Consider the following 26,699-nt stretch of genomic DNA (forward strand, 5'->3'; position numbering starts at 1 on the left):
TATGAGTTTATTAAAAGAAGTAAAAGATTTTAAACAGTTAAACAGTCTAGCTCTTGCGTATATTGGTGATGCCGTTTATGACCTTTATGTGCGGCATCGCCTACTTTCTCAAGGAAATGTTAAACCTAACCAACTGCATAGGCAAGCAACAAAATATGTATCAGCCAAGGCGCAAGCGAGTGTAATTTTAACCTTTTTGCAACAGTCCATATTAACGGAAGAAGAGCAATCAGTCGTTCGAAGAGGAAGAAATGCCAAATCGGCTACGATTCCGAAAAATACGGATGTACAGACATATAGATATAGCACGGCTTTTGAAACACTAATCGGATATCATTTCTTAGGAAATAACCACGAGCGAATGGAAGAGATTATCGGCTATTCTTTTGATATTATCGAGAATCAAGAAAGGGAGAAATAAGAATGGATTTTGTGATCGGAAAAAATCCAGTAGTTGAGGCGTTGAAGTCAGAACGTGATATTAACAAAATTTGGATTTCGGAAAACTCGCAGCGCGGCACGATGCAACAAATTATTCAATTAGCGAAGCAAAAAGGTGTTGTTGTACAGTATGTACCGAAAAAGAAAATTGATCAAATGGTGGAAGGAAATCATCAAGGTGTTGTTGCACAAGTAGCTTCCTATAAATATTATGACATCGATGAACTATTTAAACGTGCTGATGAGAAAAATGAACAACCGTTCTTTTTAATATTGGACGAGCTTGAGGATCCTCATAACTTAGGATCCATTATGAGAACAGCCGATGCCGTAGGAGCGCATGGAATTATTATTCCGAAGCGTCGGTCTGTTGGATTGACGGCTACGGTAGCAAAAGCATCAACAGGGGCAATTGAATATATTCCAGTAGCTCGGGTAACGAATCTAGCAAGAACAATTGATGAGTTAAAAGAACGGGGGATTTGGATTGTTGGAACAGATGCGAAAGGAAGCGATGATTATCGTTCTCTTGATGGAACACTGCCAATAGCTCTTGTTATTGGTAGCGAAGGAAAAGGAATTGGCAGACTCATTTTAGAAAAATGTGACTTTTTAATTCGTTTGCCAATGAAAGGGAAAGTCACATCTTTAAATGCATCTGTAGCTGCTGGTTTACTAATGTATGAGGTGTATCGCAAACGGTATCCTTTAGGAGAATAATTAATATGGATATTCTTATTGTAGATGGTTATAACATTATTGGTGCTTGGCCAGAACTTAGACAATTAAAAGAACATGATCTTGCCTCGGCAAGAGACTTATTAATTGCAAAAATGGCTGAGTACCAAGCCTTTACAGGTTATAAAGTGATTATTGTTTTCGATGCGCACCTCGTACAAGGAATTGAGAAAAAATATAAAAATTATAAAGTAGAAGTCATTTTCACGAGAGAAAATGAGACGGCAGATGAACGTATTGAAAAACTTGCGAAAAGTTTAAATAACATCCGCACACAAATTTACGTAGCAACATCTGATTATACAGAACAATGGGCGATTTTTGGCCAAGGAGCCTTGCGAAAATCAGCGCGGGAGTTACTCATTGAGATGGAATCGATTGAAAAAAGCATCGAGCGAAAAGTAAAGAAAATTCAAGAGAAAAAACCGATATCGAAAATCCCTTTAAATGATGAAATTGCGAGAATTTTTGAAAGATGGCGAAGAGGCGAAAAATGAGCGGTTGACGCTGTAAAAAATTGTACTGTATAATGATTCTATCGAGTTGTGCGGTCGGGGGGATTGGCGTGGGCGCAGGCTTCAAAGGCAGAACTATCAAGGATTATGACCATCTTGAGGACGAAGAGGTAGTAGAATTAGTTCATCAAGGCGACAGTGATGCACTAGATTATCTGATTCATAAATATCAAAATTTTGTTCGTGCCAAAGCACGTTCGTATTTTTTAGTTGGCGCAGATCGAGAAGATATTATTCAAGAAGGAATGATTGGTTTATATAAAGCTATTCGTGACTTTAAAGAGGACAAGTTAACCTCTTTTAAAGCATTTGCCGAGTTGTGTATTACAAGACAGATGATTACAGCCATTAAGACTGCAACTCGGCAAAAACATATTCCTCTTAACTCGTATGTCTCACTTGATAAACCAATCTATGATGATGAATCAGATCGAACTTTGATGGATGTTATTTCAGGAGCAAAAGTGATGGATCCTGAGGAATTAATCATTAATCAGGAAAAAGTAGACGATATTGAAGTGAAAATGGCTGAATTGCTAAGTGATTTAGAAAGAAAAGTGCTTGTTTTGTATTTGGACGGCCGTTCTTACCAGGAAATTTCAGAAGAGTTAAACCGACATGTCAAATCGATTGATAATGCTTTGCAACGCGTGAAGCGTAAATTGGAAAGATATTTGGAATGGAAAGAAATCAGCTTATAGTTTTAATTCTTCGCGATTATGTTGACATGAAAAATAGCGGTGTGTTACAGTTTTAAAGACATCTTGTTGTATTGGTGAGATGAATATGCGTAAAAAAGTAGTATTAGCATGCAGTAATTGTAATAGCAGGAATTACTCAACAATGAAAAATGCTGCGAATTTGCAAGAGCGGCTTGAAATGAAAAAGTTTTGCAAAGTATGTAACACTCATACTGTTCACCGTGAAACGAAATAATTTTGTTTTAACATAAATTTAATGCTTGTTTGAGCCAGTCCCTAGCTGTTGGAGGTTACTTATTATGCAACGAATGATGAAATTTTTCAGTGATGTCGCACGAGAAATGAAAAAAGTAAGTTGGCCGAAGCGGAAAGAGCTCGTGCGTTACACGATTACGGTCTTGGCTACAGTTGCGTTTATGACAGTCTTTTTTGCTATTGTTGATTTAGGGATTTCTTCTTTAATTCGTTTAGTGCTTGAATAACTCTTGTAATTGTATGGTATAATGAAAGATAATATAGGAAGTGTGAAGCCCGGAAACGGGTTTTTATTTTGGTTTTTAACGAATATAAATCCATATTTTCTCAATTTTCTTTAGGGAGGGAAGGGCGTTTAAGGCCCCAATAAATGGAGAAAAATTGGTATGTGATTCATACTTATTCTGGATATGAAAATAAAGTGAAAGCGAATCTTGAGAAAAGAGTAGAATCCATGGGAATGCAAGATAAAATTTTTCGTGTTGTTGTTCCTGAGGAAGAAGAAACGGATATGAAAAATGGAAAGAAAAAAGTAACGAAACGAAAGGTATTCCCTGGATATGTTTTAGTCGAAATGGTTATGACAGATGACTCTTGGTATGTTGTACGCAATACACCTGGTGTAACTGGATTTGTAGGTTCTTCTGGGGCAGGTTCTAAGCCGACTCCACTGCTTGAAGAAGAAGTAAACGTCATCTTGAAGCGTGCAGGAGTAGACTTAATGGATCTTGATTTTGACTATGAATTAAATGAAACGGTTCAAGTAAAAGAAGGACCGTTTGCAAACTTTACCGGTACGATTGAAGAGATTGATAAAGATAAGCGCAAAGTGAAAGTTCTTGTTAATATGTTTGGTCGTGAAACGCCAGTCGAACTCGACTTTGCACAGATTGAAAAAATATAATATCAAATAACTTGAAATCAGTTAAGAAAAGTGGTAATATTTTAAGGTCAGTATGTCTCAAATACATTGAGGCTGTTATTGCTAGTTCTTTATATAGGTTATATAAAGAATAACGAGTGGGAGGGTAAATCCCTAATACCACATCACGGACTTAAGGAGGTGTGTCTCGTGGCTAAAAAAGTGATTAAAGTTGTGAAATTGCAAATTCCTGCAGGTAAAGCGAATCCGGCACCACCAGTTGGTCCAGCGTTAGGTCAAGCTGGTGTAAACATCATGGGATTCTGTAAAGAATTCAATGCTCGTACAGCTGACCAAGCAGGTTTAATCATTCCTGTTGAAATTACGGTATACGAAGACCGTTCATTTACATTTATTACGAAGACTCCGCCTGCTGCAGTATTGCTTAAGAAAGCAGCTGGTATCGAGTCAGGTTCTGGTGAGCCAAACCGTAATAAAGTAGCAACAATCAAGCGTGATAAAGTACGCGAGATTGCTGAAACAAAAATGCCAGATCTAAATGCTGCTAGCATTGAAGCTGCAATGCGCATGATTGAAGGTACAGCGCGCAGTATGGGTATCGTTATTGAAGACTAATGTTGTCATTTAGCTGGCTTTTGAAGGTTGCGAATACAGGGGTGTTCTGTTTCGCAACCTTTATTCGTGGGAGGTTATTCCGCTAAAACCACAATTAAGGAGGAAATTAAGATGGCTAAAAGAGGCAAAAGATATTTAGAAGCTGTAAAGCTTGTTGATCGTTCTAAAGCTTATTCTGTAACAGAAGCAATTGAGTTAGTGAAAAAAACAAACATTGCGAAATTTGATGCAACAGTAGAAGTTGCTTTCCGCTTAGGTGTAGACCCTAAAAAAGCTGACCAACAAATCCGCGGCGCGGTTGTATTACCACATGGTACTGGTAAAGTGCAACGCGTGTTAGTATTCGCAAAAGGTGAAAAAGCAAAAGAAGCGGAAGCTGCAGGTGCAGACTACGTTGGCGATACAGATTACATCAATAAAATTCAACAAGGTTGGTTCGAATTTGATGTAATCGTAGCAACTCCTGATATGATGGGTGAGGTAGGTAAATTAGGTCGTATTTTAGGTCCTAAAGGCTTAATGCCAAACCCTAAAACAGGTACAGTTACATTTGATGTAGCGAAAGCAGTAAAAGAAATTAAAGCAGGTAAAGTTGAATACCGTGTAGATAAAGCGGGTAACATTCATGTACCAATCGGAAAAATTTCTTTCGATAATGAAAAACTTGTTGATAACTTTACAACTATTTACGAAACAATCTTAAAAGTAAAACCAGCCGCTGCTAAAGGTACTTACGTGAAAAACGTAACGGTTACTTCAACAATGGGACCTGGTATTAAAGTAGACCCTTCAACATTTGTTATTTCATAAGCTAATTGTTGACTTTTTCAAAGTCATTTAGTATTATATATTTTGTTTGAAAAAGGAATATCATTTGTACCGTAGACAGTAGGTGCCCTAAGGGCTTAATTTCCTACCGAGGTGTTGTTCATAAATAAAGTGCGTCTTCATCATGCACTTGCTTTGTGGTACCTCCATGTCTGCGAAGGCATGGAGGTTTTTTGTGAACGGTATAAGTGGTGTTTTATTTTATCTTCTACAGGAGGTGTAAAGATGAGCAGCGCAATCGAACTCAAAAAGCAAGTTGTAGCGGAAATCGCTGATAAATTCCGCGCGAGCAAATCGACAATCATCGTAGACTATCGCGGTCTTAACGTAGCAGAAGTTACAGAACTTCGTAAACAGCTTCGTGAAGCTGGCATCGAGTTCAAAGTGTACAAAAACACATTAACTCGTCGTGCTCTTGCAGAAGTTGGTTTAGAGGGATTAGACGAAGTTCTTACTGGACCAAATGCGATCGCGTTTAGTAACGATGATGTAGTAGCGCCTGCAAAAATCTTAAATGAATTCGCGAAAACTCACGAAGCGTTAGAGATTAAAGCAGGTGTAATTGAAGGTAACGTTGCTACTGTTGAAGAAGTTAAAGCACTTGCAAATCTTCCTTCTCGCGAAGGCTTGCTTTCTATGTTGCTTAGCGTTCTTCAAGCACCAATCCGCAACTTCGCTCTTGTTACAAAAGCGGTTGCAGAGAAGAAAGAAGAACAAGGCGCATAATTTAGCGTTTGTATCTTAAGTGTGATTACATTAAAAAATGATATTAAGGGAGGAATATTACAATGACTAAAGAACAAATCATTGAAGCGGTTAAGAATATGACTGTTTTAGAATTAAATGAATTAGTAAAAGCAATTGAAGAAGAGTTCGGTGTAACTGCTGCTGCTCCTGTAGTAGTTGCTGGCGGTGCTGCTGCTGGTGGCGATGCTGCTGCTGAGAAAACAGAATTCGACGTTATCCTTGCTGATGGCGGCGCTCAAAAAATTAAAGTTATCAAAGTTGTTCGTGAAATCACTGGTCTTGGCTTAAAAGAAGCAAAAGACTTAGTTGATAACACTCCAAAACCAGTTAAAGAAGGCGTTTCTAAAGAAGAAGCTGAAGAAATCAAAGCTAAACTTGAAGAAGCTGGCGCTAGCGTAGAAATTAAGTAATTTCAGCTATGCAATAAAAAGCTCGCTAATGATAGCGGGCTTTTTTTAATATTAATATTGTGAAGAAACGGTTATGATGATAGGGAAAAAAGGAATGAAAAGGTGATGTCGTTGAACGAACATTATTATTCGAAAAAACCTTCTTCATCGAGCAATCCGCAAACTTGGACATTTCAATTAAGAGGCCGGCTTTTTACTTTTACAACTGACAGCGGTGTTTTTTCAAAAAAGGAAGTGGATTTTGGTTCGCGATTACTAATCGAATCGTTTGAGCAACCGGAAATTGAGGGGGATTTTTTGGATGTAGGTTGTGGATATGGACCGATTGGACTGTCCATAGCAAAAGATTTTCCTGAGCGTAAAGTAGAAATGATCGATATTAATGAACGTGCCGTTGAGTTAGCTAACAAAAATAAAGCCATCAATCAAGTAGACAATGTAGTTATTTATCAAAGTGATTTATTTGAACGTGTTGGTGATAAGATGTTTGCTGCAATTTTAACAAACCCACCCATTCGTGCAGGAAAAAGTGTTGTTTATTCGATTTTTGAGCAAAGCTTCTCTCGTTTGTTTTCTGGTGGAGAATTATGGGTCGTTATTCAAAAAAAGCAAGGCGCTCCTTCAGCGATGGAAAAGTTACAATCTTTATTTCCTGAGGTAGAAGTTATAGAAAAGAAAAAAGGATATTATATCATAAAAGCGAAAAAATATTGACGGTTTTTTTTGTATATGATATCATTATAAAATGCCAAATGTGTAATTTTATTAAGGTTCTGTTCAAAAAATAAAGTGTATAATTTTATTTTTAATGGAAAAAATTATAAAATCAATGCTGTGTAAAATGTGGTTTTCTTAACAGAAACCATTTTTTCTTTTGTTTTATATGATAAGGCAATGATTGTCTTTTCATAAGCTTGCTTTCTACTTATTAACGCTTTAATTTGAGGGGTGAATCAGTTGACAGGTCAACTAGTTCAATATGGACGACACCGCCAACGAAGAAGTTACGCGCGTATCAGTGAAGTTTTGGAATTACCAAATCTAATTGAAATTCAAACTTCCTCTTATCAGTGGTTTCTTGATGAGGGTTTAAGAGAAATGTTTAAAGAAATCTCTCCTATCGAGGATTTCACAGGAAATTTGTCGCTTGAATTTATTGATTATAGTTTAGGAGAGCCTAAATATTCCGTTGAAGAAGCGAAAGAACGGGACGTTACGTATGCAGCACCGCTTCGCGTAAAGGTCCGTTTAATTAATAAAGAAACTGGTGAGGTAAAAGATCAAGACGTGTTTATGGGAGATTTTCCTCTCATGACAGAGACGGGTACGTTCATCATTAACGGGGCTGAACGTGTCATCGTTTCTCAGCTCGTTCGCTCACCAAGCGTATATTACAGCGGAAAGGTTGACAAAAACGGTAAACGCGGCTTTTCTGCGACAGTTATTCCAAACCGTGGTGCGTGGTTGGAGTATGAAACAGATGCGAAAGATGTTGTATATGTTCGTATCGACCGTACTCGTAAATTGCCAGTAACGGTGCTTTTACGTGCGCTTGGGTTTGGGTCTGATCAAGAAATCATCGATTTAATTGGTGATAATGAGTATTTACGTAACACTCTTGAAAAAGATAATACAGAAAGCACAGAAAAAGCGTTATTAGAAATTTATGAGCGCTTACGCCCGGGAGAACCGCCTACTGTAGAAAATGCAAAAAATTTACTAATTTCTCGTTTCTTTGATCCAAAACGCTACGATTTAGCAAGCGTTGGACGTTATAAAATTAATAAAAAGCTTCATATTAAAAACCGACTCTTTAATCAGCGTTTAGCAGAAACTCTTGTTGATCCTGAAACTGGTGAAATTATCGCTGAAAAAGGAACAATCATCGACCGTAGAACACTAGACCGAATTTTACCAAAGCTAGAAAAGAATATTGGTTTTAAGACATACAACCCTGCTGGTGGCGTTGTAGATGAAGAATTCACACTACAATCTATTAAAATTTATGCGCCAAATGATCCGGATGGGGAGCAAGTCATTAATGTCATTGGTAACGGCTATATTGCGGAAGATGTAAAACATATCACACCAAGCGATATTATTGCATCGATTAGCTACTTCTTTAACTTGCTTCACGGAGTAGGCGATACAGACGATATTGACCACTTAGGAAATCGTCGTCTTCGTTCTGTTGGTGAGTTATTGCAAAACCAATTTAGAATTGGGCTTTCACGCATGGAACGCGTTGTGCGTGAGCGTATGTCTATCCAAGATACAAATACAATTACGCCGCAGCAACTTATCAATATTCGTCCAGTGATCGCGGCGATTAAGGAATTTTTCGGAAGTTCACAATTATCTCAATTCATGGACCAAACAAACCCTCTTGCTGAGTTAACACATAAGCGTCGTCTTTCTGCGCTAGGGCCAGGTGGTTTAACGCGTGAACGTGCTGGTTTCGAAGTTCGTGACGTTCACTATTCACACTATGGTCGCATGTGTCCAATCGAAACTCCTGAGGGTCCAAACATCGGTTTAATTAACTCGCTGTCAACATATGCAAAAGTAAACAAATTTGGTTTTATCGAAACACCGTATCGTCGTGTTGATCCTGAAACAGGAAAAGTAACGAACCGCATTGATTACTTAACAGCCGACGAAGAAGATAACTATGTTGTAGCTCAGGCGAACGCAAGAATTGCCGAAGACGGTACGTTCCTAGATGAAGATATCGTGGCACGTTTCCGTGGTGAAAACATTGTGGTCAAACGCGATCGCGTCGACTACATGGACGTATCGCCGAAACAGGTCGTATCAGCTGCAACAGCGTGCATCCCATTCTTGGAAAATGACGACTCTAACCGTGCTTTGATGGGTGCAAACATGCAGCGTCAAGCGGTTCCATTATTGCAACCTGAGGCTCCAATCGTTGGTACAGGAATGGAGTATGTTTCCGCGAGAGATTCAGGTGCGGCAGTTATTTGTAAGCATAGAGGAATTGTTGAAAGAGTAGAAGCAAAAGAAATTTGGGTTCGTCGTTTAATTGAAGTAGATGGTCAAGAGGTAAAAGGAGATCTTGATAAATACCGTCTGCTTAAATTTGTTCGTTCTAACCAAGGAACATGCTATAATCAACGTCCAATTGTGAAAAAAGGCGATATCGTTGAAAAAGGTGAAATCCTTGCTGATGGTCCGTCAATGGAGAAAGGCGAACTTGCTCTTGGTCGCAACGTCCTTGTTGCCTTCATGACATGGGATGGTTACAACTACGAGGACGCGATTATTATGAGCGAGCGTCTTGTTAAAGAAGATGTTTATACATCTATTCATATTGAGGAATATGAGTCTGAGGCTCGCGATACAAAGCTTGGACCTGAAGAAATTACACGCGACATTCCGAACGTCGGAGAAGATGCGTTACGTAACTTAGATGAACGAGGAATTGTGCGAATTGGTGCCGAGGTAAAAGACGGAGATTTACTTGTTGGTAAAGTAACGCCAAAAGGAGTAACGGAGTTAACAGCGGAAGAGCGTTTGTTGCATGCGATCTTTGGCGAAAAAGCTCGCGAAGTACGAGATACATCTCTCCGTGTTCCACATGGTGGTGGCGGTATCGTATTAGATGTCAAAGTATTTAACCGAGAAGATGGAGATGAGCTTCCACCTGGTGTGAATCAGCTAGTACGTGTGTACATTGTTCAAAAACGTAAAATCTCTGAAGGCGATAAAATGGCAGGACGCCATGGTAACAAAGGGGTCATTTCAAGAATCTTACCAGAAGAGGATATGCCTTTCTTACCAGATGGCACGCCAGTTGATATCATGTTAAACCCATTAGGGGTACCTTCACGTATGAACATTGGTCAGGTACTAGAGTTACACCTCGGTATGGCGGCGAAAAAACTGGGCATTCATGTAGCTACTCCAGTATTCGATGGAGCCACTGATGAAGATGTGTGGGCAACATTAGAAGAAGCTGGAATGCCTCGTGATGCTAAAACGGTTCTTTATGATGGAAGAACAGGAGAGCCGTTTGATAATCGTGTGTCTGTTGGTATCATGTACATGATTAAATTGGCACACATGGTTGATGATAAATTGCATGCTCGTTCAACAGGTCCTTACTCGCTGGTAACGCAACAACCACTCGGTGGTAAAGCGCAGTTCGGTGGTCAGCGTTTCGGTGAGATGGAAGTATGGGCGCTTGAAGCTTATGGTGCAGCATACACATTACAAGAGATTCTTACAGTTAAATCAGATGACGTCGTTGGTCGTGTGAAAACATATGAAGCTATTGTTAAAGGTGAGAACGTTCCAGAACCTGGTGTTCCAGAGTCATTCAAAGTATTGATAAAAGAACTGCAAAGTTTGGGTATGGACGTTACAATTCTTTCTAGCGACGACAAAGAAATTAATATGGAAAATTTTGATGAAGATGATGATGTTCAACCAGCGGATGCGGTTGCAATTGGTGTAGATGAAGCTAAAGAAGAAAAAGATGTCGTAACGAAAGAGTAATAAAATGACAAAGCAATAAGGGTAAAACCTGGAGATTAAGAGGGAGGTAGGCCCCTTGCTAGATGTAAATAATTTTGAGTATATGAAAATCGGACTTGCTTCACCAGAAAAAATTCGTTCTTGGTCATACGGTGAAGTAAAGAAACCTGAAACGATTAACTATCGTACATTAAAACCTGAAAAAGATGGGCTATTCTGTGAGCGTATTTTTGGTCCAACAAAAGACTGGGAGTGTCATTGCGGTAAATATAAGCGCGTGCGTTATAAAGGCGTTGTTTGTGATCGTTGCGGTGTTGAAGTCACTCGTGCCAAAGTTCGTCGTGAACGAATGGGCCATATTGAACTGGCAGCCCCTGTTTCACATATTTGGTATTTCAAAGGAATTCCAAGCCGCATGGGACTTGTCTTAGACATGTCCCCGCGGGCTTTGGAAGAAGTAATTTACTTTGCTTCCTATGTAGTTACTGATCCTGGAGATACTCCGCTTGAGAAAAAGCAATTGCTTTCTGAAAAAGAATATCGTGCATATCGCGAAAAGTACGGACAGTCATTCCAAGCTTCTATGGGAGCTGAAGCGATTAAAAAGCTTCTTCAAGATATTGATCTTGAAAAAGAAGTAGAGGCACTAAAAGAAGAATTAAAAACAGCTCAAGGACAACGTCGTGCTCGAACAATTAAACGTCTTGAAGTGTTGGAAGCATTCCGGAATTCTGGAAACGATCCGGCATGGATGGTATTAGATGTCCTTCCGGTTATTCCGCCAGAATTGCGCCCGATGGTTCAACTGGATGGCGGTCGTTTTGCGACATCCGATTTAAATGATTTATATCGTCGTGTCATTAATCGTAACAACCGCTTAAAACGACTTCTAGATCTTGGAGCACCAAATATCATTGTGCAAAACGAAAAACGCATGCTTCAAGAAGCGGTTGATGCGCTAATTGATAACGGTCGTCGTGGTCGTCCAGTTACAGGTCCTGGAAACCGTCCGTTAAAATCTCTTTCTCATATGCTAAAAGGTAAGCAAGGTCGCTTCCGTCAAAACTTACTTGGTAAACGTGTTGACTATTCTGGTCGTTCCGTTATCGTTGTAGGACCAAACTTAAAAATGTATCAATGCGGTCTTCCGAAGGAAATGGCGCTTGAGCTCTTTAAGCCATTCGTGATGAAAGAGCTTGTAGAAAGAGGTTTAGCTCACAACATTAAGAGCGCAAAACGAAAAATCGAACGTGTTCAACCAGAAGTTTGGGATGTTTTAGAATCGGTTATTAAAGAACATCCTGTACTTTTGAACCGTGCTCCAACTTTACACAGACTTGGTATTCAAGCGTTCGAACCTACACTTGTTGAAGGTCGTGCCATTCGCTTGCATCCGCTTGTATGTACAGCATATAACGCGGACTTCGATGGTGACCAAATGGCGGTACACGTTCCGTTATCAGCGGAGGCGCAAGCAGAAGCTCGCTTGCTCATGCTCGCAGCACAAAACATCTTAAACCCTAAAGATGGAAAACCGGTTGTTACTCCATCACAAGACATGGTATTAGGTAACTATTACCTAACGATGGAACGTGAAGGTGCAATCGGTGAAGGAATGGTGTTCAAAGATACGAATGAAGCGCTTTTAGCTTACCATAATGGTTATGTGCATCTTCACAGCCGTATCGCCGTGCACGCAGGTTCATTGAAAAATGAAACGTTCACTGAAGAGCAAAATAATAAATTATTAATTACGACGGTTGGTAAATTAATCTTTAACGAAATTTTACCGAAGTCTTTCCCTTACATTAACGAACCTACAAAAGAAAACCTAGAGGAACGTACTCCTGATAAGTACTTCCTTGATAAAGGTGTAAATGTAAAAGAGGAAATTCGCAAACGCGAGCTTGTTCCTCCATTTAAGAAAAAGATTCTTGGAAACATCATCGCGGAAGTGTTTAAGCGTTTCAAAATTACGGAAACGTCTAAAATGCTTGACCGCATGAAAGACCTTGGTTTCAAATATTCAACGAAAGCCGGTATCACAATCGGTGTCGCCGATATCGTTGTATTGCCGGAAAAACAAGAGATTTTACAAGAAGCACAAGCCAAAGTAGACACGGTCTTAAAGCAATTTAGACGCGGTTTAATTACTGAAGACGAGCGTTATGAGCGTGTCATCTCTATCTGGAGTGCTGCGAAAGACAAAATTCAAAGCAAGTTAATGGAATCATTGGATAAACGCAACCCAATCTTTATGATGAGCGACTCCGGTGCTCGCGGTAACGCATCGAACTTTACGCAGCTTGCGGGTATGCGTGGTCTCATGGCTAACCCAGCGGGACGCATTATTGAATTGCCGATTAAATCTTCGTTCCGTGAAGGTTTAACGGTATTAGAGTACTTTATTTCAACGCATGGTGCGCGTAAAGGTCTTGCCGATACAGCGCTGAAAACGGCTGACTCTGGTTATCTCACAAGACGTCTCGTTGACGTTGCTCAAGATGTGATTGTTCGTGAAGATGATTGTGGTACGGATCGAGGTATACTTGTAAGAGCGTTAACGGATGGAAGTGAGGTCATTGTTAAGTTAGAAGAGCGCTTAGTTGGTCGATATGCGAGAAAAACAGTGAAACATCCGGAAACAGGTGAAATCCTTGTTCGGGAAAATGAAATGATCACTGAAGATATTGCTAACGCCATTATTAAGGCAGGTATTGACCAAGTTTGGATTCGCTCTGCGTTTACATGTAATACGCGTCATGGAGTATGTAAGAAATGTTATGGCCGTAACCTAGCTACAGGTGCAGAAGTAGAAGTTGGGGAAGCGGTTGGTATTATCGCCGCTCAATCCATCGGTGAACCTGGTACACAATTAACGATGCGTACATTCCACACTGGTGGTGTAGCAGGAGACGATATCACTCAAGGTTTACCGCGTGTTCAAGAATTGTTCGAAGCGCGTAATCCAAAAGGTCAAGCGGTCATTTCAGAAATTGACGGTGTGGTTGTTGCTATTAATGAAACTCGCGACCGTCAACAAGAAATTGTTGTACAAGGCGAAGTAGAAACACGCACGTATACAGCTCCGTATAGTGCAAGATTAAAAGTTCAAGAAGGTCAGCAAGTAGAGCGGGGTCAAGAGCTAACAGAAGGTTCAATTGATCCGAAGGAGCTCCTAAAGGTAAAAGATATTACCGCTGTTCAAGAATACTTGTTGCGTGAAGTGCAGAAAGTGTACCGAATGCAAGGGGTAGAAATTAGTGATAAACATATTGAAGTAATGGTTCGTCAAATGCTTCGGAAAGTTCGTGTCATTGATGCAGGTGATACGGACGTACTTCCAGGCACGTTGCTTGATGTACATCAATTTACAGATGTCAATGCTAAAGCGTTGCTTGAAGGCAAAACACCGGCAACAGCTCGTCCGGTATTACTTGGTATTACAAAAGCATCGCTTGAAACAGACTCATTCCTATCTGCTGCATCTTTCCAAGAAACAACGAGAGTGCTTACAGATGCAGCAATTAAAGGCAAACGTGACGAATTACTTGGCCTTAAGGAAAACGTTATTATTGGTAAGTTAGTGCCTGCTGGAACAGGAATGGCACGTTATCGTAAAGTAAAACCAGTAATTAAGAAGTCAAACACTGGTGAAGATGTAGTGACAACAAGCAAGTAATCGCTTATACATTGTTACCGGCAAGCACAGTTCTTGCCGGTAACAAATTTTTAATAAATGAAGTTGACAACGCCTTGAGAAAATGTTAATGTAATAAAGGTGTTCCAAAAACCTGGTACTTTGGAGGATATGTTTCATGTCTTATGAAAAAGTATTGCAGGCTAAACAAATCATTGTAGGAACCAAACAAACAGTGAGAGCTCTAAAAGAGGGAAAAGTACAGGAAGTTGTTATTGCGGAAGATGCGGATTCATTCATTATTGATAAAGTATTAGAAGCTGCAAAGGAAGCAAACGTTCCTGTAACGAAAGTAGACTCTATGAAAAAACTTGGGAAGGTATGTAAAATCCAAGTTGGAGCTGCCGCTGTTGCGATTATTTGTTAAAAACTGTTTTTGTAGGTTTGGCTACAAAAACTTTGTTTTTGTATAAAAATGAGCCGCCTGGATGTGTGGGCTTGAACTTAGATGTGAAGGGAGGAAATTCATAATGCCTACAATTAACCAGCTAGTACGTAAAGGTCGTACGAAAAAAGTTGAAAAATCTAAATCTCCTGCGTTAAACAAAGGATACAACAGCTTCAAAAAAGTGCAAACTAACGTTTCTTCACCACAAAAACGTGGTGTATGTACACGTGTAGGTACTATGACACCTAAGAAGCCAAACTCAGCGCTTCGTAAATATGCTCGTGTACGTTTAACAAACGGTATCGAGGTAACAGCATACATTCCTGGTATCGGTCATAACTTACAAGAACACAGCGTTGTATTAATTCGCGGTGGACGTGTAAAAGACTTACCAGGTGTGCGCTACCATATCGTTCGTGGTGCGTTAGATACTGCTGGTGTAGCAAACCGTATGCAAGGACGTTCTAAATACGGTACGAAGAAACCAAAAGCAGCTAAGAAGTAATAAAAAATAATTTAAGAAAAAGATAACTTTTTCTTGAAAGGAGGAAAAACTATGCCACGTAAAGGTCCAGTTCCGAAAAGAGATGTATTACCTGATCCAATTTACAATTCAAAACTAGTAACACGTCTTATCAACAAAATTATGATTGACGGTAAAAAAGGTAAAGCTCAAAAAATTCTTTATACTGCGTTTGATATCATCCGTGAGCGCACAGGTAAAGATCCAATGGAAGTTTTTGAGCAAGCTTTAAAAAATGTAATGCCAGTTCTTGAAGTAAGAGCTCGCCGTGTTGGTGGTGCTAACTATCAAGTTCCGGTAGAAGTGCGCCCTGAACGTCGTACAACATTAGGTCTTCGTTGGTTAGTAAACTACGCTCGTCTTCGTGGTGAAAGAACAATGGAAGAGCGTCTAGCTAACGAAATTATGGATGCTGCAAACAACACAGGTGCAGCTGTTAAGAAACGTGAAGATACTCACAAAATGGCAGAAGCGAACAAAGCATTCGCTCACTATCGTTGGTAATCTTCATTATTGTTGTTTTGTTTCGTATGTCTATTGATATATACTAGGAATAGGTGAAGGCGATAGAAATATTTCTATCGTACACTCACCTATCTTCCTATATATGAATGAATTTTTTCAAACACGATACTTACTTAAGGAAGGAGAAAAAACCACGATGGCAAGAGAGTTCTCCTTAGAAAAAACTCGCAATATTGGTATCATGGCTCATATCGATGCCGGTAAAACAACAACAACTGAACGTATCCTTTTCTATACAGGGCGCGTTCACAAAATCGGTGAAGTTCATGAAGGCGCAGCTACAATGGACTGGATGGAGCAAGAGCAAGAACGTGGTATTACAATCACTTCTGCGGCAACAACTGCGCAATGGAAAGGTCACCGCATTAACATTATCGATACACCTGGACACGTAGACTTCACAGTTGAAGTTGAGCGTTCTTTACGTGTATTAGACGGTGCAGTAGCTGTACTTGATGCACAATCCGGGGTAGAACCACAAACTGAAACAGTATGGCGCCAAGCGACTACGTACGGTGTTCCACGTATTGTATTCGTAAACAAAATGGACAAAATTGGCGCAGACTTTTTATATTCTGTAAAAACGCTTCATGATCGTTTGGAAGCAAATGCGCATCCGGTTCAATTACCGATTGGTGCGGAAGATCAATTCACAGGAATTATCGACTTAGTAAAAATGACTGCTTACCAATATAACGATGATCTTGGTAAAGATATTCGAGAAATCGAAATTCCTGAAGATTACAGAGATATTGCAGAAGAATATCGTGGAAAACTTATTGAAGCGGTAGCAGAACTTGACGAAGAATTAATGATGAAATATTTAGAAGGGGAAGAAATTACAGTAGAAGAGCTTAAAGCTGCGATTCGAAAAGCAACTGTTAGCGTTGAATTCTTCCCTGTATTCTGCGGTTCTGCGTTTAAAAACAAAGGTGTTCAGTTAATGCTTGACGGCGTTATCGACTACTTACCTTCCCCAATAGACGTACCTGCTATCAAAGGTGTCGATCCAAGTACAGAAGAAGAAGTAGTTCGTGAATCTAGCGATGACGCTCCATTCTCAGCATTAGCGTTCAAGATTATGACTGACCCTTATGTTGGTAAATTAACATTCTTCCGCGTTTACTCAGGTACATTAGATTCTGGTTCATACGTGTTGAACTCTACAAAACGTAAACGCGAACGTATCGGTCGTATCCTACAAATGCATGCGAACCATCGTCAAGAGATTTCTAAAGTGTACGCTGGTGACATCGCTGCGGCTGTAGGTTTAAAAGATACAACAACTGGCGATACTCTATGTGATGAAAAACATCCTGTTATTTTAGAGTCAATGCAATTCCCAGAGCCAGTTATTCAAATTGCAATTGAACCAAAATCAAAAGCAGACCAAGATAAAATGGGTCAAGCTCTACAAAAACTACAAGAAGAAGACCCAACATTCCGTGCATGGACAGACCAAGAAACTGGTCAAACAATCATCGCTGGTATGGGTGAGCTTCACCTTGATATCATTGTAGACCGTATGCGTCGTGAATTCAAAGTAGAAGCAAACGTTGGTGCTCCACAAGTAGCGTACCGCGAAACATTCCGTAAATCTGCACAAGTTGAAGGTAAATTTGTGCGTCAATCTGGTGGTCGCGGTCAATACGGTCACGTTTGGATCGAATTCTCTCCAAATGAAGAAGGTAAAGGATTCGAGTTCGAAAACGCGATCGTTGGTGGGGTAGTTCCAAAAGAGTACATCCCAGCGATCCAAGCAGGTCTTGAAGATGCAATGCAAAATGGGGTTCTTGCTGGATATCCAGTAGTAGATATTAAAGCAAAACTATTTGATGGTTCTTACCATGATGTTGACTCAAGTGAGATGGCGTTCAAAATTGCTGCTTCTCTTGCATTGAAAAATGCAGCAGCAAAATGTGATCCAGTATTACTTGAGCCAATTATGAAAGTAGAAGTAGTCATCCCTGAAGAATATCTTGGAGATATTATGGGTGACATCACTTCTCGCCGCGGTCGTGTAGAAGGTATGGAAGCTCGCGGTAATGCACAAGTTGTACATGCAATGGTTCCGCTTGCTGAAATGTTTGGATACGCAACTTCATTGCGTTCAAACACTCAAGGACGCGGAACATTCTCAATGGTATTTGACCACTATGAAGAAGTTCCTAAGAGCATTGCTGAGGAAATCATCAAAAAAAATAAAGGTGAATAATTGATTTTCTAGCATTGTTCAAGTATAAATACTTATGTAAGACTTGGAAGCGAATATGCTTGCGTGTTCGCTTCCAGGCATTCTATATTTTATATATTGAAATTTATCATTAAGGAGGATATTTCTAATGGCTAAAGCGAAATTCGAACGCTCTAAACCACACGTTAACATTGGTACAATTGGCCACGTTGACCATGGTAAAACAACTTTAACAGCTGCTATTACAACAGTTCTTGCAAAACAAGGTAAAGCAGAAGCTCGTGCTTATGACCAAATCGACGCTGCTCCAGAAGAGCGTGAGCGCGGTATCACAATCTCAACTGCACACGTTGAGTATGAAACTGACGCTCGTCACTATGCACACGTTGACTGCCCAGGTCACGCAGACTACGTTAAAAACATGATCACTGGTGCTGCGCAAATGGACGGCGCAATCCTTGTAGTATCTGCTGCTGACGGTCCAATGCCACAAACTCGTGAGCACATTCTTTTATCTCGTCAAGTAGGTGTACCATACATCGTAGTATTCTTAAACAAATGCGATATGGTAGACGACGAAGAATTACTAGAGCTTGTTGAAATGGAAGTTCGTGACTTATTATCTGAATATGACTTCCCTGGCGATGAAATCCCAGTTATCAAAGGTTCTGCGTTAAAAGCTCTTGAAGGCGATGCTGAATGGGAAGCAAAAATCATTGAGCTTATGAACGCTGTTGACGAGTACATCCCAACTCCACAACGTGAAACTGACAAACCATTCATGATGCCAGTTGAGGACGTATTCTCAATCACTGGTCGTGGTACAGTTGCTACTGGTCGCGTTGAGCGCGGTATCTTAAAAGTTGGTGACGCTGTTGAAATCATCGGTCTTGCTGATGAGCCAAAAGCTACAACAGTTACTGGTGTAGAAATGTTCCGTAAACTTCTTGACCAAGCTGAAGCTGGTGACAACATCGGTGCGCTTCTTCGTGGTGTATCTCGCGACGAAGTACAACGTGGTCAAGTACTTGCAAAACCAGGTACAATCACACCACACACTAAATTTAAAGCAGAAGTTTACGTATTATCTAAAGAAGAAGGTGGACGTCATACTCCATTCTTCTCTAACTACCGTCCACAATTCTACTTCCGTACAACTGACGTAACAGGTATCATCACTCTTCCAGAAGGCGTAGAGATGGTAATGCCTGGCGACAACGTTGAAATGACAGTAGAATTAATCGCTCCAATCGCGATCGAAGAAGGTACAAAATTCTCAATCCGTGAAGGCGGCCGCACAGTAGGCGCTGGCGTTGTATCTTCTATCATCGAATAATCGATAGAGGGTTGAAGGAACAGGCTTGCTAAAGCAAGCCTGTTCTTTTTTGATTCAAAGATTAAAGAGTTTCAGGAGTTAAGCCATCCATCTTTTTCTTTAATTAAAATATGTATATGCAACAAAATTCTAATAATTTCACGAGAAGTTGAAATAGGATTTTTTTGTATGTATAATATAAGAAGTGTGTGGTCATGCGAGAAATTACTTGCAATCTACATTAGATATCTGTATAATATCTAATGTTGGTCTTTAATTGCGATGAAGTGGAAGGTTGCTGACACACCCGGCCGCTTTGCCATGGCGAGAGTGTGAGGGAATTTCCACGGAGAATGTCTATTTTTAAAATAGGCGAAGAAGGAGGGAAAATAATGGCAAAAGAAAAAATTCGTATCCGTTTAAAAGCTTACGATCATCGAATCCTTGATCAATCTGCTGAGAAAATCGTAGAAACAGCAAAACGTTCAGGTGCAACTGTGTCTGGACCGATCCCATTACCAACTGAAAGAACTGTTTATACGATTTTACGCGCTGTTCACAAATACAAAGACTCTCGTGAGCAATTTGAAATGCGTACTCACAAGCGTTTAATCGATATCGTAAACCCAACTCCACAAACAGTGGATTCTTTAATGCGTCTTGACTTACCGTCTGGTGTAGATATTGAAATTAAACTTTAATCTAAAAACGAGTTTTATAGGAGGTGTGACGAATGACCAAAGGAATCTTAGGTAGAAAAATTGGCATGACGCAAGTATTCGCTGAAAACGGTGATTTAATTCCTGTAACGGTTATTGAAGCTACTCCAAACGTAGTTCTTCAAAAGAAAACAATCGAAAATGATGGCTATGAAGCAATCCAATTAGGTTTTGAAGATTTACGCGAAAAGCTTGCTAATAAGCCTTTAAAAGGGCATGTTGCTAAAGCGAATACTGCACCTAAGCGCTTCATTCGTGAAATCCGTGGAGTAAATCTTGCGGATTATGAAGTTGGTCAGGAAGTCAAAGTTGATATTTTCGCTGAAGGCGATGTTGTTGATGTAACAGGAATTTCAAAAGGTAAAGGATTCCAAGGTGCAATCAAACGCCATGGACAATCTCGTGGACCTATGTCACACGGTTCTCGTTACCATCGTCGTCCTGGTTCAATGGGTGCTATTGCTCCAAACCGTGTATTCAAATCTAAAGAACTTCCAGGTCGTATGGGTGGCGAACGTGTAACAGTTCAAAACTTAAAGATTGTTAAAGTTGATGCAGAACGCAACTTAATTCTTGTAAAAGGTAACGTACCTGGTCCGAAAAAAGCATTAGTAATCATCAAAAGTGCGGTTAAAGCGAAATAACTTCTTTAAGAAAGGAGGAATTATCCAATGCCAAAAGTAGCATTGTACAACCAAAACGGAGCAACTATTGGTGAAATCGAATTAAACGATTCCGTATTTGGTATTGAGCCAAATAAGCATGTTTTATTTGAAGCTGTTATTATGCAACGTGCTTCCTTACGTCAAGGAACTCACAAAACAAAAAATCGTGCAGAGGTAAGCGGCGGTGGCCGTAAACCATGGCGCCAAAAAGGTACTGGACGCGCTCGTCAAGGTTCTATTCGCTCTCCACAATGGCGCGGTGGTGGTACAGTATTTGGTCCGGTTCCACGCAGCTACAGCTACAAATTACCGAAAAAAGTACGTCGTTTAGCAATTAAATCTGCATTATCTTCAAAAGTTCTTGAAAACAACATTATCGTGTTAGATAACTTAACTCTTGAAGCGCCAAAAACAAAAGAAATGGTGAACATCCTAAATAATCTTTCTGTTGATCGCAAAGCGTTAATCGTTACAGCTGATGTAAACGAGAATATTACATTATCAGCACGCAACATTCCTGGAGTAACAGTTGTTACTGCAAACGGAATTAACGTTCTTGACGTGCTTAACCACGATAAGCTTGTGATCACGAAAGCTGCAGTGGAAAAAGTAGAGGAGGTGCTTGCATAATGAAAGATCCTCGCGATATTATTAAGCGCCCCGTCATTACTGAGCGTTCAACTGAATTAATGGCTGAGAAAAAATATACGTTTGAAGTTGACGTGAAAGCTAATAAAACAGAAGTAAAAGATGCAATTGAAGCGATCTTTGGCGTAAAAGTTGCAAAAGTAAACATCATGAACTACAAAGGTAAATTCAAGCGTGTAGGTCGTTATAGCGGTCTTACAAATCGCCGTCGCAAAGCGATCGTTACATTAACGCCTGACAGCAAAGAAATCGAATTGTTTGAAGTGTAAGTTTAAAAGCGAAGGAGGGAAAACGACATGGCGATTAAAAAATATAAACCAACATCTAACGGTCGTCGTGGCATGACAGTTCTTGATTTCTCTGAAATCACAACTGATAAGCCGGAAAAATCTTTGCTTGTGCCTTTAAAGAAAAAAGGCGGTCGCAATAACCAAGGTAAGTTAACTGTACGTCACCAAGGTGGCGGTCATAAGCGTCAATATCGTATCATTGACTTCAAACGCGATAAAGATGGCATTCCAGGACGCGTTGCTACAATCGAGTACGATCCAAACCGTTCTGCTAACATCGCGTTAATTCACTACTTAGATGGTGAAAAACGCTACATCATTGCGCCTAAAAACTTAGAAGTAGGCATGGAAATCATGTCTGGTCCAGATGCGGACATTAAAGTAGGTAACGCATTACCACTTGCAAATATCCCTGTTGGTACGTTAGTACACAACATTGAATTAAAACCTGGTAAAGGTGGACAATTAGTACGTTCTGCAGGTACATCTGCACAGATTCTTGGTAAAGAAGGTAAATATGTGCTTGTTCGTTTAGCGTCTGGCGAAGTTCGTATGATTTTAGGAACTTGCCGTGCAACAATCGGTCAAGTAGGTAACGAACAACACGAGCTTGTAAACATTGGTAAAGCAGGACGTGCTCGTTGGTTAGGAATTCGTCCAACAGTTCGCGGTTCTGTAATGAACCCAGTGGATCACCCACATGGTGGTGGTGAAGGTAAAGCACCGATCGGACGTAAGTCACCAATGACTCCATGGGGTAAACCAACTCTTGGCTTCAAAACTCGTAAGAAGAAAAATAAATCTGATAAATTCATTGTACGTCGTCGTAAAAAATAACGGGGTTGAGCTACGGTTCAAAAGAACCGTAGAGCAATCACGAAGGGAGGTTCATTTATGGGTCGCAGCTTGAAAAAAGGTCCTTTCTGTGATGATCACTTAATGAAAAAGATTGAGAAGTTGAATGAAACTGGACAAAAACAAGTAATTAAAACTTGGTCTCGTCGTTCAACAATTTTCCCTCAATTTATCGGTCATACAATTGCTGTATATGATGGCCGTAAACATGTGCCTGTATATATTACAGAGGATATGGTAGGACACAAGCTCGGTGAATTCGCGCCAACACGTACATTCAAAGGTCACGCTGGCGACGATAAGAAAACAAAACGTTAATGAGAGGAGGATTCATTCATGGAAGCTAAAGCTGTTGCGAGAACAGTACGCATTGCTCCTCGTAAAGCTCGTTTAGTCATTGATTTAATTCGAGGAAAGCAAGTAGGTGAAGCAGTAGCTATTCTTCGCCACACTCCAAAAGCTGCTTCTCCAATCATTGAGAAAGTGTTAAAATCTGCGGTAGCGAACGCAGAACATAATTATGAAATGGACGTTAACAAATTAGTAATCACAAAAGCATACGTTGATGAAGGTCCAACTTTAAAACGTTTCCGCCCTCGCGCTATGGGACGTGCAAGCGCAATTAACAAACGTACGAGCCATATTACAATTGTTGTTTCAGAAAAGAAGGAGGGATAATCAGTGGGTCAAAAGGTGAATCCAGTCGGTCTTCGTATCGGCATTATCCGTGATTGGGAATCAAGATGGTACGCTGAAAAAGATTACGCAGACCTCTTACATGAAGACCTAAAAATTCGTGAATACATTACGAAACGTTTAAGCGATGCTGCTGTTTCACGTGTCGAAATTGAACGTGCAGCAAACCGTGTAAACATCACTATTCACACTGCAAAACCTGGTATGGTTATCGGTAAGGGCGGTACAGAAGTTGAAGCGCTTCGTAAAGCTCTTAACCAATTAACAGGTAAACGTGTTCATATCAACATTCTTGAGATTAAAAAGCCAGAACTAGATGCGAAATTAGTAGCGGAAAATATCGCTCGTCAAATCGAAAACCGCGTATCATTCCGTCGTGCACAAAAACAAGCGATTCAACGTACTATGCGCGCTGGTGCATTAGGAATTAAAACAATGGTATCTGGTCGTCTAGGCGGTGCTGATATCGCTCGTTCTGAACATTATAGCGAAGGAACAGTTCCACTCCACACATTGCGTGCTGACATCGATTATGCAACAGCAGAAGCTGATACAACTTACGGAAAAATCGGTGTCAAAGTATGGATTTATCGTGGAGAGGTCCTTCCTACTAAAAAGAAAACTGAGGAAGGAGGAAATTAATCATGTTAATGCCAAAACGCGTAAAATATCGTCGTGAACATCGCGGACGTATGAAAGGTCGTGCGAAAGGCGGTACGGAAGTACATTTTGGTGAATACGGTTTACAAGCATTAGAATCTTCTTGGATTACAAACCGTCAAATTGAGGCTGCTCGTCGTGCAATGACTCGTTACATGAAACGTGGCGGTAAAGTATGGATTAAAATCTTCCCTTCAAAACCTTATACTGCAAAACCTCTAGAAGTGCGCATGGGTTCCGGTAAAGGTGCGCCTGAAGGTTGGGTAGCGGTAGTTAAACCTGGAAAGGTAATGTTTGAAGTTGCAGGTGTTTCTGAAGAAGTAGCACGTGAAGCATTGCGTCTTGCTTCTCATAAACTTCCTGTGAAGTGTAAGTTTGTAAAACGTGAAGAAATTGGTGGTGAATCTAATGAAAGCTAAAGAAATTCGTGAACTTACCACTGCCGAAATTGAACAAAAAATTAAATCTTTAAAAGAAGAGTTATTCAACCTTCGTTTCCAATTAGCAACTGGTCAATTAGAAAACACTGCACGTATTCGTGAAGTGCGCAAAGCAATTGCTCGCATGAAAACAATTATTCGCGAAAGAGAGATCGCTGCTAATAAATAAAACCTTGAGAGGAGGTTCGCGGAATGAGTGAACGCAATAACCGCAAAGTATATGTTGGTCGTGTTGTATCCGACAAAATGGATAAAACGATCACTGTTCTTGTAGAAACTTACAAAAAGCATCCTCTATATGGAAAGCGCGTAAAGTATTCTAAAAAATACAAAGCTCATGATGAAAACAATGTAGCTAAAGTTGGCGATATCGTTAAAATCATGGAAACTCGCCCGCTTTCTGCGACAAAGCGTTTCCGTTTAGTTGAAGTTGTGGAGAAAGCTGTTATTATCTAACTATTGTTCGGAACGGTTATATAATTCCGAAGGGAGGTCTCGTAAATGGTTCAACAAGAATCTCGTTTAAAAGTTGCTGATAACTCAGGTGCACGTGAAGTGCTTGTTATTAAAGTGTTAGGTGGCTCTGGTCGTCGTTATGCAAACATCGGCGATGTTGTGGTGGCAACAGTTAAAGAAGCAACACCAGGTGGCGTTGTTAAAAAAGGTCAAGTAGTCAAAGCGGTAGTTGTACGTACAAAGCGCGGAGTTCGCCGTTCTGATGGTTCTTATATTCGCTTTGACGAAAATGCTTGCGTAATTATCCGTGATGATAAGAGCCCACGTGGTACACGTATTTTCGGACCTGTTGCTCGTGAATTGCGCGACAACAACTTTATGAAAATCGTATCTTTAGCTCCAGAAGTAATCTAACAAAATCGAGAAGCCTTTCAAGGAGGTGCGAACTAAGATGCATGTAAAAAAAGGTGATAAAGTACAAGTAATCTCTGGTAAAGACAAAGGAAAGCAAGGAGTTGTTCTTGCTGCATATCCTAAGAAAAACCGAGTGCTTGTAGAAGGCGTAAATATCGTTAAAAAACACGTAAAGCCATCTCAACTAAATCCGCAGGGCGGTATCATTAGCAAAGAGGCACCTATTCATGTATCAAACGTAATGCCTTTAGATCCTAAAACAGGAACACCAACTCGTGTAGGATATAAAATTGTAGATGGTAAAAAAGTACGTTATGCGAAAAAATCTGGTGAAATTTTAGATAAATAATCGTGATGTCGGAAGGGAGGTACTTACATGAACCGCCTAAAAGAAAAATTCTTAAAAGAAGTTACTCCTGCTCTTATGAGCAAGTTTAACTATAAATCTGTAATGCAAGTTCCAAAAATCGAAAAAATCGTCATCAACATGGGTGTTGGTGATGCTGTACAAAATCCAAAAGCATTAGATAGCGCTGTTGAAGAGTTAGCGTTAATTTCTGGTCAAAAACCAGTTGTAACTCGCGCGAAAAAATCAATCGCTGGCTTCCGTCTTCGTGAAGGTATGCCAATCGGTGCGAAAGTTACATTACGTGGAGAGCGCATGTACGAATTCTTAGATAAATTAATTTCTGTATCTCTTCCACGCGTTCGTGACTTCCGTGGCGTATCTAAAAAATCATTTGATGGCCGCGGTAACTATACATTAGGTATTAAAGAACAATTAATTTTCCCTGAAATTGATTACGATAAAGTAAACAAAGTGCGCGGTATGGATATCGTAATCGTTACAACAGCAAAAACTGACGAAGAAGCTCGTGAGTTATTAACTTTACTTGGTATGCCATTCCAAAAATAATGGATCCCAATCGCAAAAAGAGGGAGGCGAAAACGTGGCTAAAAAATCAATGATTGCGAAACAAAAACGTACGCCAAAGTTTAAAGTTCAAGCGTACACTCGTTGTGAACGTTGCGGACGTCCACACTCTGTGTATCGCAAATTTAAACTTTGCCGTATTTGTTTCCGTGAGTTAGCTTACAAAGGTCAAATTCCTGGTGTTAAAAAAGCAAGTTGGTAATCAACCCGTGAATTGGGAAGGAGGTAAAAATAATGGTGATGACAGATCCAATTGCAGATATGCTTACTCGCATTCGTAATGCGAACATGGTACGTCACGAGAAACTTGAAGTTCCTGCTTCTAAACTTAAAAAGGAAATCGCAGAAATTTTAAAACGCGAAGGTTTCATTCGTGATGTAGAATACATTGAGGACAACAAACAAGGTATCCTCCGTATCTTCTTAAAATACGGTCCAAATAATGAGCGTGTTATTACTGGTTTAAAACGTATCAGCAAGCCTGGTTTACGTGTTTATGCAAAAGCAAATGAAGTTCCTCGCGTATTGAACGGTTTAGGTATCGCGATTCTTTCTACTTCTCAAGGCGTATTAACTGATAAAGAAGCACGTCAAAAAGGTACTGGCGGCGAAGTATTAGCATACGTTTGGTAATAGTCTTTTTACGA

Annotated in this window: 35 protein-coding genes and 1 other annotated feature; all 35 genes read left to right on the forward strand. The window is 40.1% G+C overall.

Annotated elements, in window-relative coordinates; genetic code table 11:
• Window position 1 precedes the first annotated feature (1 nt).
• On the forward strand, window positions 2-421 hold the full coding sequence (locus tag HNQ85_RS16650; protein ID WP_181538839.1) for a Mini-ribonuclease 3: 420 nt from the start codon (window positions 2-4) through the stop codon (window positions 419-421).
• Window positions 422-423: 2 nt separating this feature from the next.
• A complete protein-coding gene (gene rlmB, locus HNQ85_RS16655) occupies window positions 424-1,161 on the forward strand; it encodes a 23S rRNA (guanosine(2251)-2'-O)-methyltransferase RlmB (RefSeq protein ID WP_181538840.1) in 738 nt (245 codons plus the stop codon).
• Window positions 1,162-1,166: 5 nt separating this feature from the next.
• Entirely contained in the window at window positions 1,167-1,676 is a 510-nt protein-coding gene (locus tag HNQ85_RS16660) for an NYN domain-containing protein (protein ID WP_181538841.1), read from the forward strand.
• Window positions 1,677-1,711: 35 nt separating this feature from the next.
• A complete protein-coding gene (gene sigH / locus HNQ85_RS16665) occupies window positions 1,712-2,395 on the forward strand; it encodes an RNA polymerase sporulation sigma factor SigH (RefSeq protein WP_181538873.1) in 684 nt (227 codons plus the stop codon).
• An 85-nt stretch (window positions 2,396-2,480) separates the two neighbouring features.
• Window positions 2,481-2,630 (forward strand): 50S ribosomal protein L33, encoded by a 150-nt coding sequence (gene rpmG / locus HNQ85_RS16670; RefSeq protein WP_181538842.1) that lies wholly within the window; start codon window positions 2,481-2,483, stop codon window positions 2,628-2,630.
• Window positions 2,631-2,694: 64 nt separating this feature from the next.
• Window positions 2,695-2,877, forward strand: a complete 183-nt coding sequence (gene secE / locus HNQ85_RS16675; RefSeq protein ID WP_181538843.1) for a preprotein translocase subunit SecE — start codon at window positions 2,695-2,697, stop codon at window positions 2,875-2,877.
• A 143-nt stretch (window positions 2,878-3,020) separates the two neighbouring features.
• Window positions 3,021-3,554: a transcription termination/antitermination protein NusG gene (gene nusG / locus HNQ85_RS16680; RefSeq protein ID WP_181538844.1), complete on the forward strand. Its 534-nt coding sequence runs from the start codon at window positions 3,021-3,023 to the stop codon at window positions 3,552-3,554.
• A 168-nt stretch (window positions 3,555-3,722) separates the two neighbouring features.
• Window positions 3,723-4,148 (forward strand): 50S ribosomal protein L11, encoded by a 426-nt coding sequence (gene rplK / locus HNQ85_RS16685; RefSeq protein ID WP_165871795.1) that lies wholly within the window; start codon window positions 3,723-3,725, stop codon window positions 4,146-4,148.
• Between the two features lie 111 nt (window positions 4,149-4,259).
• Window positions 4,260-4,958, forward strand: a complete 699-nt coding sequence (gene rplA, locus HNQ85_RS16690) for a 50S ribosomal protein L1 (RefSeq protein ID WP_181538845.1) — start codon at window positions 4,260-4,262, stop codon at window positions 4,956-4,958.
• Between the two features lie 51 nt (window positions 4,959-5,009).
• Window positions 5,010-5,160: a sequence feature (ribosomal protein L10 leader region), on the forward strand.
• 41 nt (window positions 5,161-5,201) lie between these two features.
• Window positions 5,202-5,702 (forward strand): 50S ribosomal protein L10, encoded by a 501-nt coding sequence (gene rplJ, locus HNQ85_RS16695; protein ID WP_181538846.1) that lies wholly within the window; start codon window positions 5,202-5,204, stop codon window positions 5,700-5,702.
• A 62-nt stretch (window positions 5,703-5,764) separates the two neighbouring features.
• Window positions 5,765-6,133, forward strand: coding sequence for a 50S ribosomal protein L7/L12 (rplL, locus tag HNQ85_RS16700; protein WP_181538847.1), 369 nt, complete (start codon window positions 5,765-5,767; stop codon window positions 6,131-6,133).
• Between the two features lie 111 nt (window positions 6,134-6,244).
• Window positions 6,245-6,847 (forward strand): class I SAM-dependent methyltransferase, encoded by a 603-nt coding sequence (locus HNQ85_RS16705; RefSeq protein WP_181538848.1) that lies wholly within the window; start codon window positions 6,245-6,247, stop codon window positions 6,845-6,847.
• Window positions 6,848-7,090: 243 nt separating this feature from the next.
• Window positions 7,091-10,651, forward strand: coding sequence for a DNA-directed RNA polymerase subunit beta (gene rpoB, locus HNQ85_RS16710; RefSeq protein WP_181538849.1), 3,561 nt, complete (start codon window positions 7,091-7,093; stop codon window positions 10,649-10,651).
• A gap of 55 nt (window positions 10,652-10,706) precedes the next feature.
• Window positions 10,707-14,312 (forward strand): DNA-directed RNA polymerase subunit beta', encoded by a 3,606-nt coding sequence (rpoC, locus tag HNQ85_RS16715; protein ID WP_181538850.1) that lies wholly within the window; start codon window positions 10,707-10,709, stop codon window positions 14,310-14,312.
• Window positions 14,313-14,448: 136 nt separating this feature from the next.
• Window positions 14,449-14,697, forward strand: a complete 249-nt coding sequence (locus tag HNQ85_RS16720; protein ID WP_181538851.1) for a 50S ribosomal protein L7ae-like protein — start codon at window positions 14,449-14,451, stop codon at window positions 14,695-14,697.
• A 103-nt stretch (window positions 14,698-14,800) separates the two neighbouring features.
• Window positions 14,801-15,223, forward strand: coding sequence for a 30S ribosomal protein S12 (gene rpsL / locus HNQ85_RS16725; protein WP_181538852.1), 423 nt, complete (start codon window positions 14,801-14,803; stop codon window positions 15,221-15,223).
• A gap of 51 nt (window positions 15,224-15,274) precedes the next feature.
• Window positions 15,275-15,745, forward strand: a complete 471-nt coding sequence (rpsG, locus tag HNQ85_RS16730; RefSeq protein WP_181538853.1) for a 30S ribosomal protein S7 — start codon at window positions 15,275-15,277, stop codon at window positions 15,743-15,745.
• A gap of 157 nt (window positions 15,746-15,902) precedes the next feature.
• Window positions 15,903-17,981, forward strand: a complete 2,079-nt coding sequence (fusA, locus tag HNQ85_RS16735; protein WP_181538854.1) for an elongation factor G — start codon at window positions 15,903-15,905, stop codon at window positions 17,979-17,981.
• Between the two features lie 127 nt (window positions 17,982-18,108).
• The gene (tuf, locus tag HNQ85_RS16740) at window positions 18,109-19,296 is read left to right on the forward strand and encodes an elongation factor Tu (protein WP_181538855.1); all 1,188 of its coding nucleotides are present in this window, start codon (window positions 18,109-18,111) and stop codon (window positions 19,294-19,296) included.
• 371 nt (window positions 19,297-19,667) lie between these two features.
• Window positions 19,668-19,976 (forward strand): 30S ribosomal protein S10, encoded by a 309-nt coding sequence (rpsJ, locus tag HNQ85_RS16745; protein WP_009361489.1) that lies wholly within the window; start codon window positions 19,668-19,670, stop codon window positions 19,974-19,976.
• Between the two features lie 32 nt (window positions 19,977-20,008).
• Window positions 20,009-20,638 carry a 50S ribosomal protein L3 gene (gene rplC, locus HNQ85_RS16750; RefSeq protein WP_181538856.1) on the forward strand — a complete coding sequence of 210 codons (630 nt, stop codon included), beginning with the start codon at window positions 20,009-20,011 and terminating at the stop codon, window positions 20,636-20,638.
• A gap of 27 nt (window positions 20,639-20,665) precedes the next feature.
• Window positions 20,666-21,289: a 50S ribosomal protein L4 gene (gene rplD, locus HNQ85_RS16755; protein WP_181538857.1), complete on the forward strand. Its 624-nt coding sequence runs from the start codon at window positions 20,666-20,668 to the stop codon at window positions 21,287-21,289.
• Window positions 21,289-21,576, forward strand: a complete 288-nt coding sequence (gene rplW, locus HNQ85_RS16760) for a 50S ribosomal protein L23 (RefSeq protein WP_009361492.1) — start codon at window positions 21,289-21,291, stop codon at window positions 21,574-21,576. The genes rplD and rplW overlap by 1 nt, the downstream gene beginning before the upstream one ends.
• A gap of 27 nt (window positions 21,577-21,603) precedes the next feature.
• The gene (gene rplB / locus HNQ85_RS16765; RefSeq protein ID WP_044895195.1) at window positions 21,604-22,434 is read left to right on the forward strand and encodes a 50S ribosomal protein L2; all 831 of its coding nucleotides are present in this window, start codon (window positions 21,604-21,606) and stop codon (window positions 22,432-22,434) included.
• 57 nt (window positions 22,435-22,491) lie between these two features.
• Window positions 22,492-22,770, forward strand: coding sequence for a 30S ribosomal protein S19 (rpsS, locus tag HNQ85_RS16770; protein WP_044895196.1), 279 nt, complete (start codon window positions 22,492-22,494; stop codon window positions 22,768-22,770).
• An 18-nt stretch (window positions 22,771-22,788) separates the two neighbouring features.
• Entirely contained in the window at window positions 22,789-23,130 is a 342-nt protein-coding gene (gene rplV / locus HNQ85_RS16775; protein ID WP_181538858.1) for a 50S ribosomal protein L22, read from the forward strand.
• A 3-nt stretch (window positions 23,131-23,133) separates the two neighbouring features.
• Window positions 23,134-23,790: a 30S ribosomal protein S3 gene (gene rpsC, locus HNQ85_RS16780; protein WP_181538859.1), complete on the forward strand. Its 657-nt coding sequence runs from the start codon at window positions 23,134-23,136 to the stop codon at window positions 23,788-23,790.
• Window positions 23,791-23,792: 2 nt separating this feature from the next.
• Complete coding sequence (rplP, locus tag HNQ85_RS16785; protein WP_044895199.1) at window positions 23,793-24,227, forward strand: 50S ribosomal protein L16; 435 nt, start codon at window positions 23,793-23,795, stop codon at window positions 24,225-24,227.
• Window positions 24,217-24,417, forward strand: coding sequence for a 50S ribosomal protein L29 (gene rpmC / locus HNQ85_RS16790; RefSeq protein WP_181538860.1), 201 nt, complete (start codon window positions 24,217-24,219; stop codon window positions 24,415-24,417). The genes rplP and rpmC overlap by 11 nt, the downstream gene beginning before the upstream one ends.
• Window positions 24,418-24,440: 23 nt before the next feature.
• A complete protein-coding gene (gene rpsQ / locus HNQ85_RS16795; protein ID WP_181538861.1) occupies window positions 24,441-24,704 on the forward strand; it encodes a 30S ribosomal protein S17 in 264 nt (87 codons plus the stop codon).
• A 45-nt stretch (window positions 24,705-24,749) separates the two neighbouring features.
• On the forward strand, window positions 24,750-25,118 hold the full coding sequence (rplN, locus tag HNQ85_RS16800) for a 50S ribosomal protein L14 (RefSeq protein ID WP_181538862.1): 369 nt from the start codon (window positions 24,750-24,752) through the stop codon (window positions 25,116-25,118).
• Window positions 25,119-25,155: 37 nt separating this feature from the next.
• Window positions 25,156-25,467: a 50S ribosomal protein L24 gene (rplX, locus tag HNQ85_RS16805; protein ID WP_181538863.1), complete on the forward strand. Its 312-nt coding sequence runs from the start codon at window positions 25,156-25,158 to the stop codon at window positions 25,465-25,467.
• Window positions 25,468-25,494: 27 nt separating this feature from the next.
• Entirely contained in the window at window positions 25,495-26,034 is a 540-nt protein-coding gene (rplE, locus tag HNQ85_RS16810; RefSeq protein WP_044895204.1) for a 50S ribosomal protein L5, read from the forward strand.
• A 34-nt stretch (window positions 26,035-26,068) separates the two neighbouring features.
• Window positions 26,069-26,254, forward strand: coding sequence for a 30S ribosomal protein S14 (rpsN, locus tag HNQ85_RS16815; RefSeq protein ID WP_003397678.1), 186 nt, complete (start codon window positions 26,069-26,071; stop codon window positions 26,252-26,254).
• Between the two features lie 32 nt (window positions 26,255-26,286).
• On the forward strand, window positions 26,287-26,685 hold the full coding sequence (gene rpsH, locus HNQ85_RS16820; protein WP_181538864.1) for a 30S ribosomal protein S8: 399 nt from the start codon (window positions 26,287-26,289) through the stop codon (window positions 26,683-26,685).
• The last annotated feature ends 14 nt before the right edge of the window (window positions 26,686-26,699 follow it).

The organism is [Anoxybacillus] calidus, assembly GCF_013760845.1.
Classification (GTDB): Bacteria; Bacillota; Bacilli; order Bacillales; family Anoxybacillaceae; genus Paranoxybacillus; species Paranoxybacillus calidus.

Coding starts and splice junctions, on each gene's coding strand:
- HNQ85_RS16650 (WP_181538839.1), top strand. CDS start 2: ATGAGTTTATTAAAAGAAGTAAAAGATTTTAAACAGTTAAACAGTCTA.
- rlmB (WP_181538840.1), top strand. CDS start 424: ATGGATTTTGTGATCGGAAAAAATCCAGTAGTTGAGGCGTTGAAGTCA.
- HNQ85_RS16660 (WP_181538841.1), top strand. CDS start 1,167: ATGGATATTCTTATTGTAGATGGTTATAACATTATTGGTGCTTGGCCA.
- rpmG (WP_181538842.1), top strand. CDS start 2,481: ATGCGTAAAAAAGTAGTATTAGCATGCAGTAATTGTAATAGCAGGAAT.
- secE (WP_181538843.1), top strand. CDS start 2,695: ATGCAACGAATGATGAAATTTTTCAGTGATGTCGCACGAGAAATGAAA.
- nusG (WP_181538844.1), top strand. CDS start 3,021: ATGGAGAAAAATTGGTATGTGATTCATACTTATTCTGGATATGAAAAT.
- rplA (WP_181538845.1), top strand. CDS start 4,260: ATGGCTAAAAGAGGCAAAAGATATTTAGAAGCTGTAAAGCTTGTTGAT.
- rplJ (WP_181538846.1), top strand. CDS start 5,202: ATGAGCAGCGCAATCGAACTCAAAAAGCAAGTTGTAGCGGAAATCGCT.
- rplL (WP_181538847.1), top strand. CDS start 5,765: ATGACTAAAGAACAAATCATTGAAGCGGTTAAGAATATGACTGTTTTA.
- HNQ85_RS16720 (WP_181538851.1), top strand. CDS start 14,449: ATGTCTTATGAAAAAGTATTGCAGGCTAAACAAATCATTGTAGGAACC.
- rpsL (WP_181538852.1), top strand. CDS start 14,801: ATGCCTACAATTAACCAGCTAGTACGTAAAGGTCGTACGAAAAAAGTT.
- rpsG (WP_181538853.1), top strand. CDS start 15,275: ATGCCACGTAAAGGTCCAGTTCCGAAAAGAGATGTATTACCTGATCCA.
- fusA (WP_181538854.1), top strand. CDS start 15,903: ATGGCAAGAGAGTTCTCCTTAGAAAAAACTCGCAATATTGGTATCATG.
- tuf (WP_181538855.1), top strand. CDS start 18,109: ATGGCTAAAGCGAAATTCGAACGCTCTAAACCACACGTTAACATTGGT.
- rpsJ (WP_009361489.1), top strand. CDS start 19,668: ATGGCAAAAGAAAAAATTCGTATCCGTTTAAAAGCTTACGATCATCGA.
- rplC (WP_181538856.1), top strand. CDS start 20,009: ATGACCAAAGGAATCTTAGGTAGAAAAATTGGCATGACGCAAGTATTC.
- rplD (WP_181538857.1), top strand. CDS start 20,666: ATGCCAAAAGTAGCATTGTACAACCAAAACGGAGCAACTATTGGTGAA.
- rplW (WP_009361492.1), top strand. CDS start 21,289: ATGAAAGATCCTCGCGATATTATTAAGCGCCCCGTCATTACTGAGCGT.
- rplB (WP_044895195.1), top strand. CDS start 21,604: ATGGCGATTAAAAAATATAAACCAACATCTAACGGTCGTCGTGGCATG.
- rpsS (WP_044895196.1), top strand. CDS start 22,492: ATGGGTCGCAGCTTGAAAAAAGGTCCTTTCTGTGATGATCACTTAATG.
- rplV (WP_181538858.1), top strand. CDS start 22,789: ATGGAAGCTAAAGCTGTTGCGAGAACAGTACGCATTGCTCCTCGTAAA.
- rplP (WP_044895199.1), top strand. CDS start 23,793: ATGTTAATGCCAAAACGCGTAAAATATCGTCGTGAACATCGCGGACGT.
- rpmC (WP_181538860.1), top strand. CDS start 24,217: ATGAAAGCTAAAGAAATTCGTGAACTTACCACTGCCGAAATTGAACAA.
- rpsQ (WP_181538861.1), top strand. CDS start 24,441: ATGAGTGAACGCAATAACCGCAAAGTATATGTTGGTCGTGTTGTATCC.
- rplN (WP_181538862.1), top strand. CDS start 24,750: ATGGTTCAACAAGAATCTCGTTTAAAAGTTGCTGATAACTCAGGTGCA.
- rplX (WP_181538863.1), top strand. CDS start 25,156: ATGCATGTAAAAAAAGGTGATAAAGTACAAGTAATCTCTGGTAAAGAC.
- rplE (WP_044895204.1), top strand. CDS start 25,495: ATGAACCGCCTAAAAGAAAAATTCTTAAAAGAAGTTACTCCTGCTCTT.
- rpsH (WP_181538864.1), top strand. CDS start 26,287: ATGGTGATGACAGATCCAATTGCAGATATGCTTACTCGCATTCGTAAT.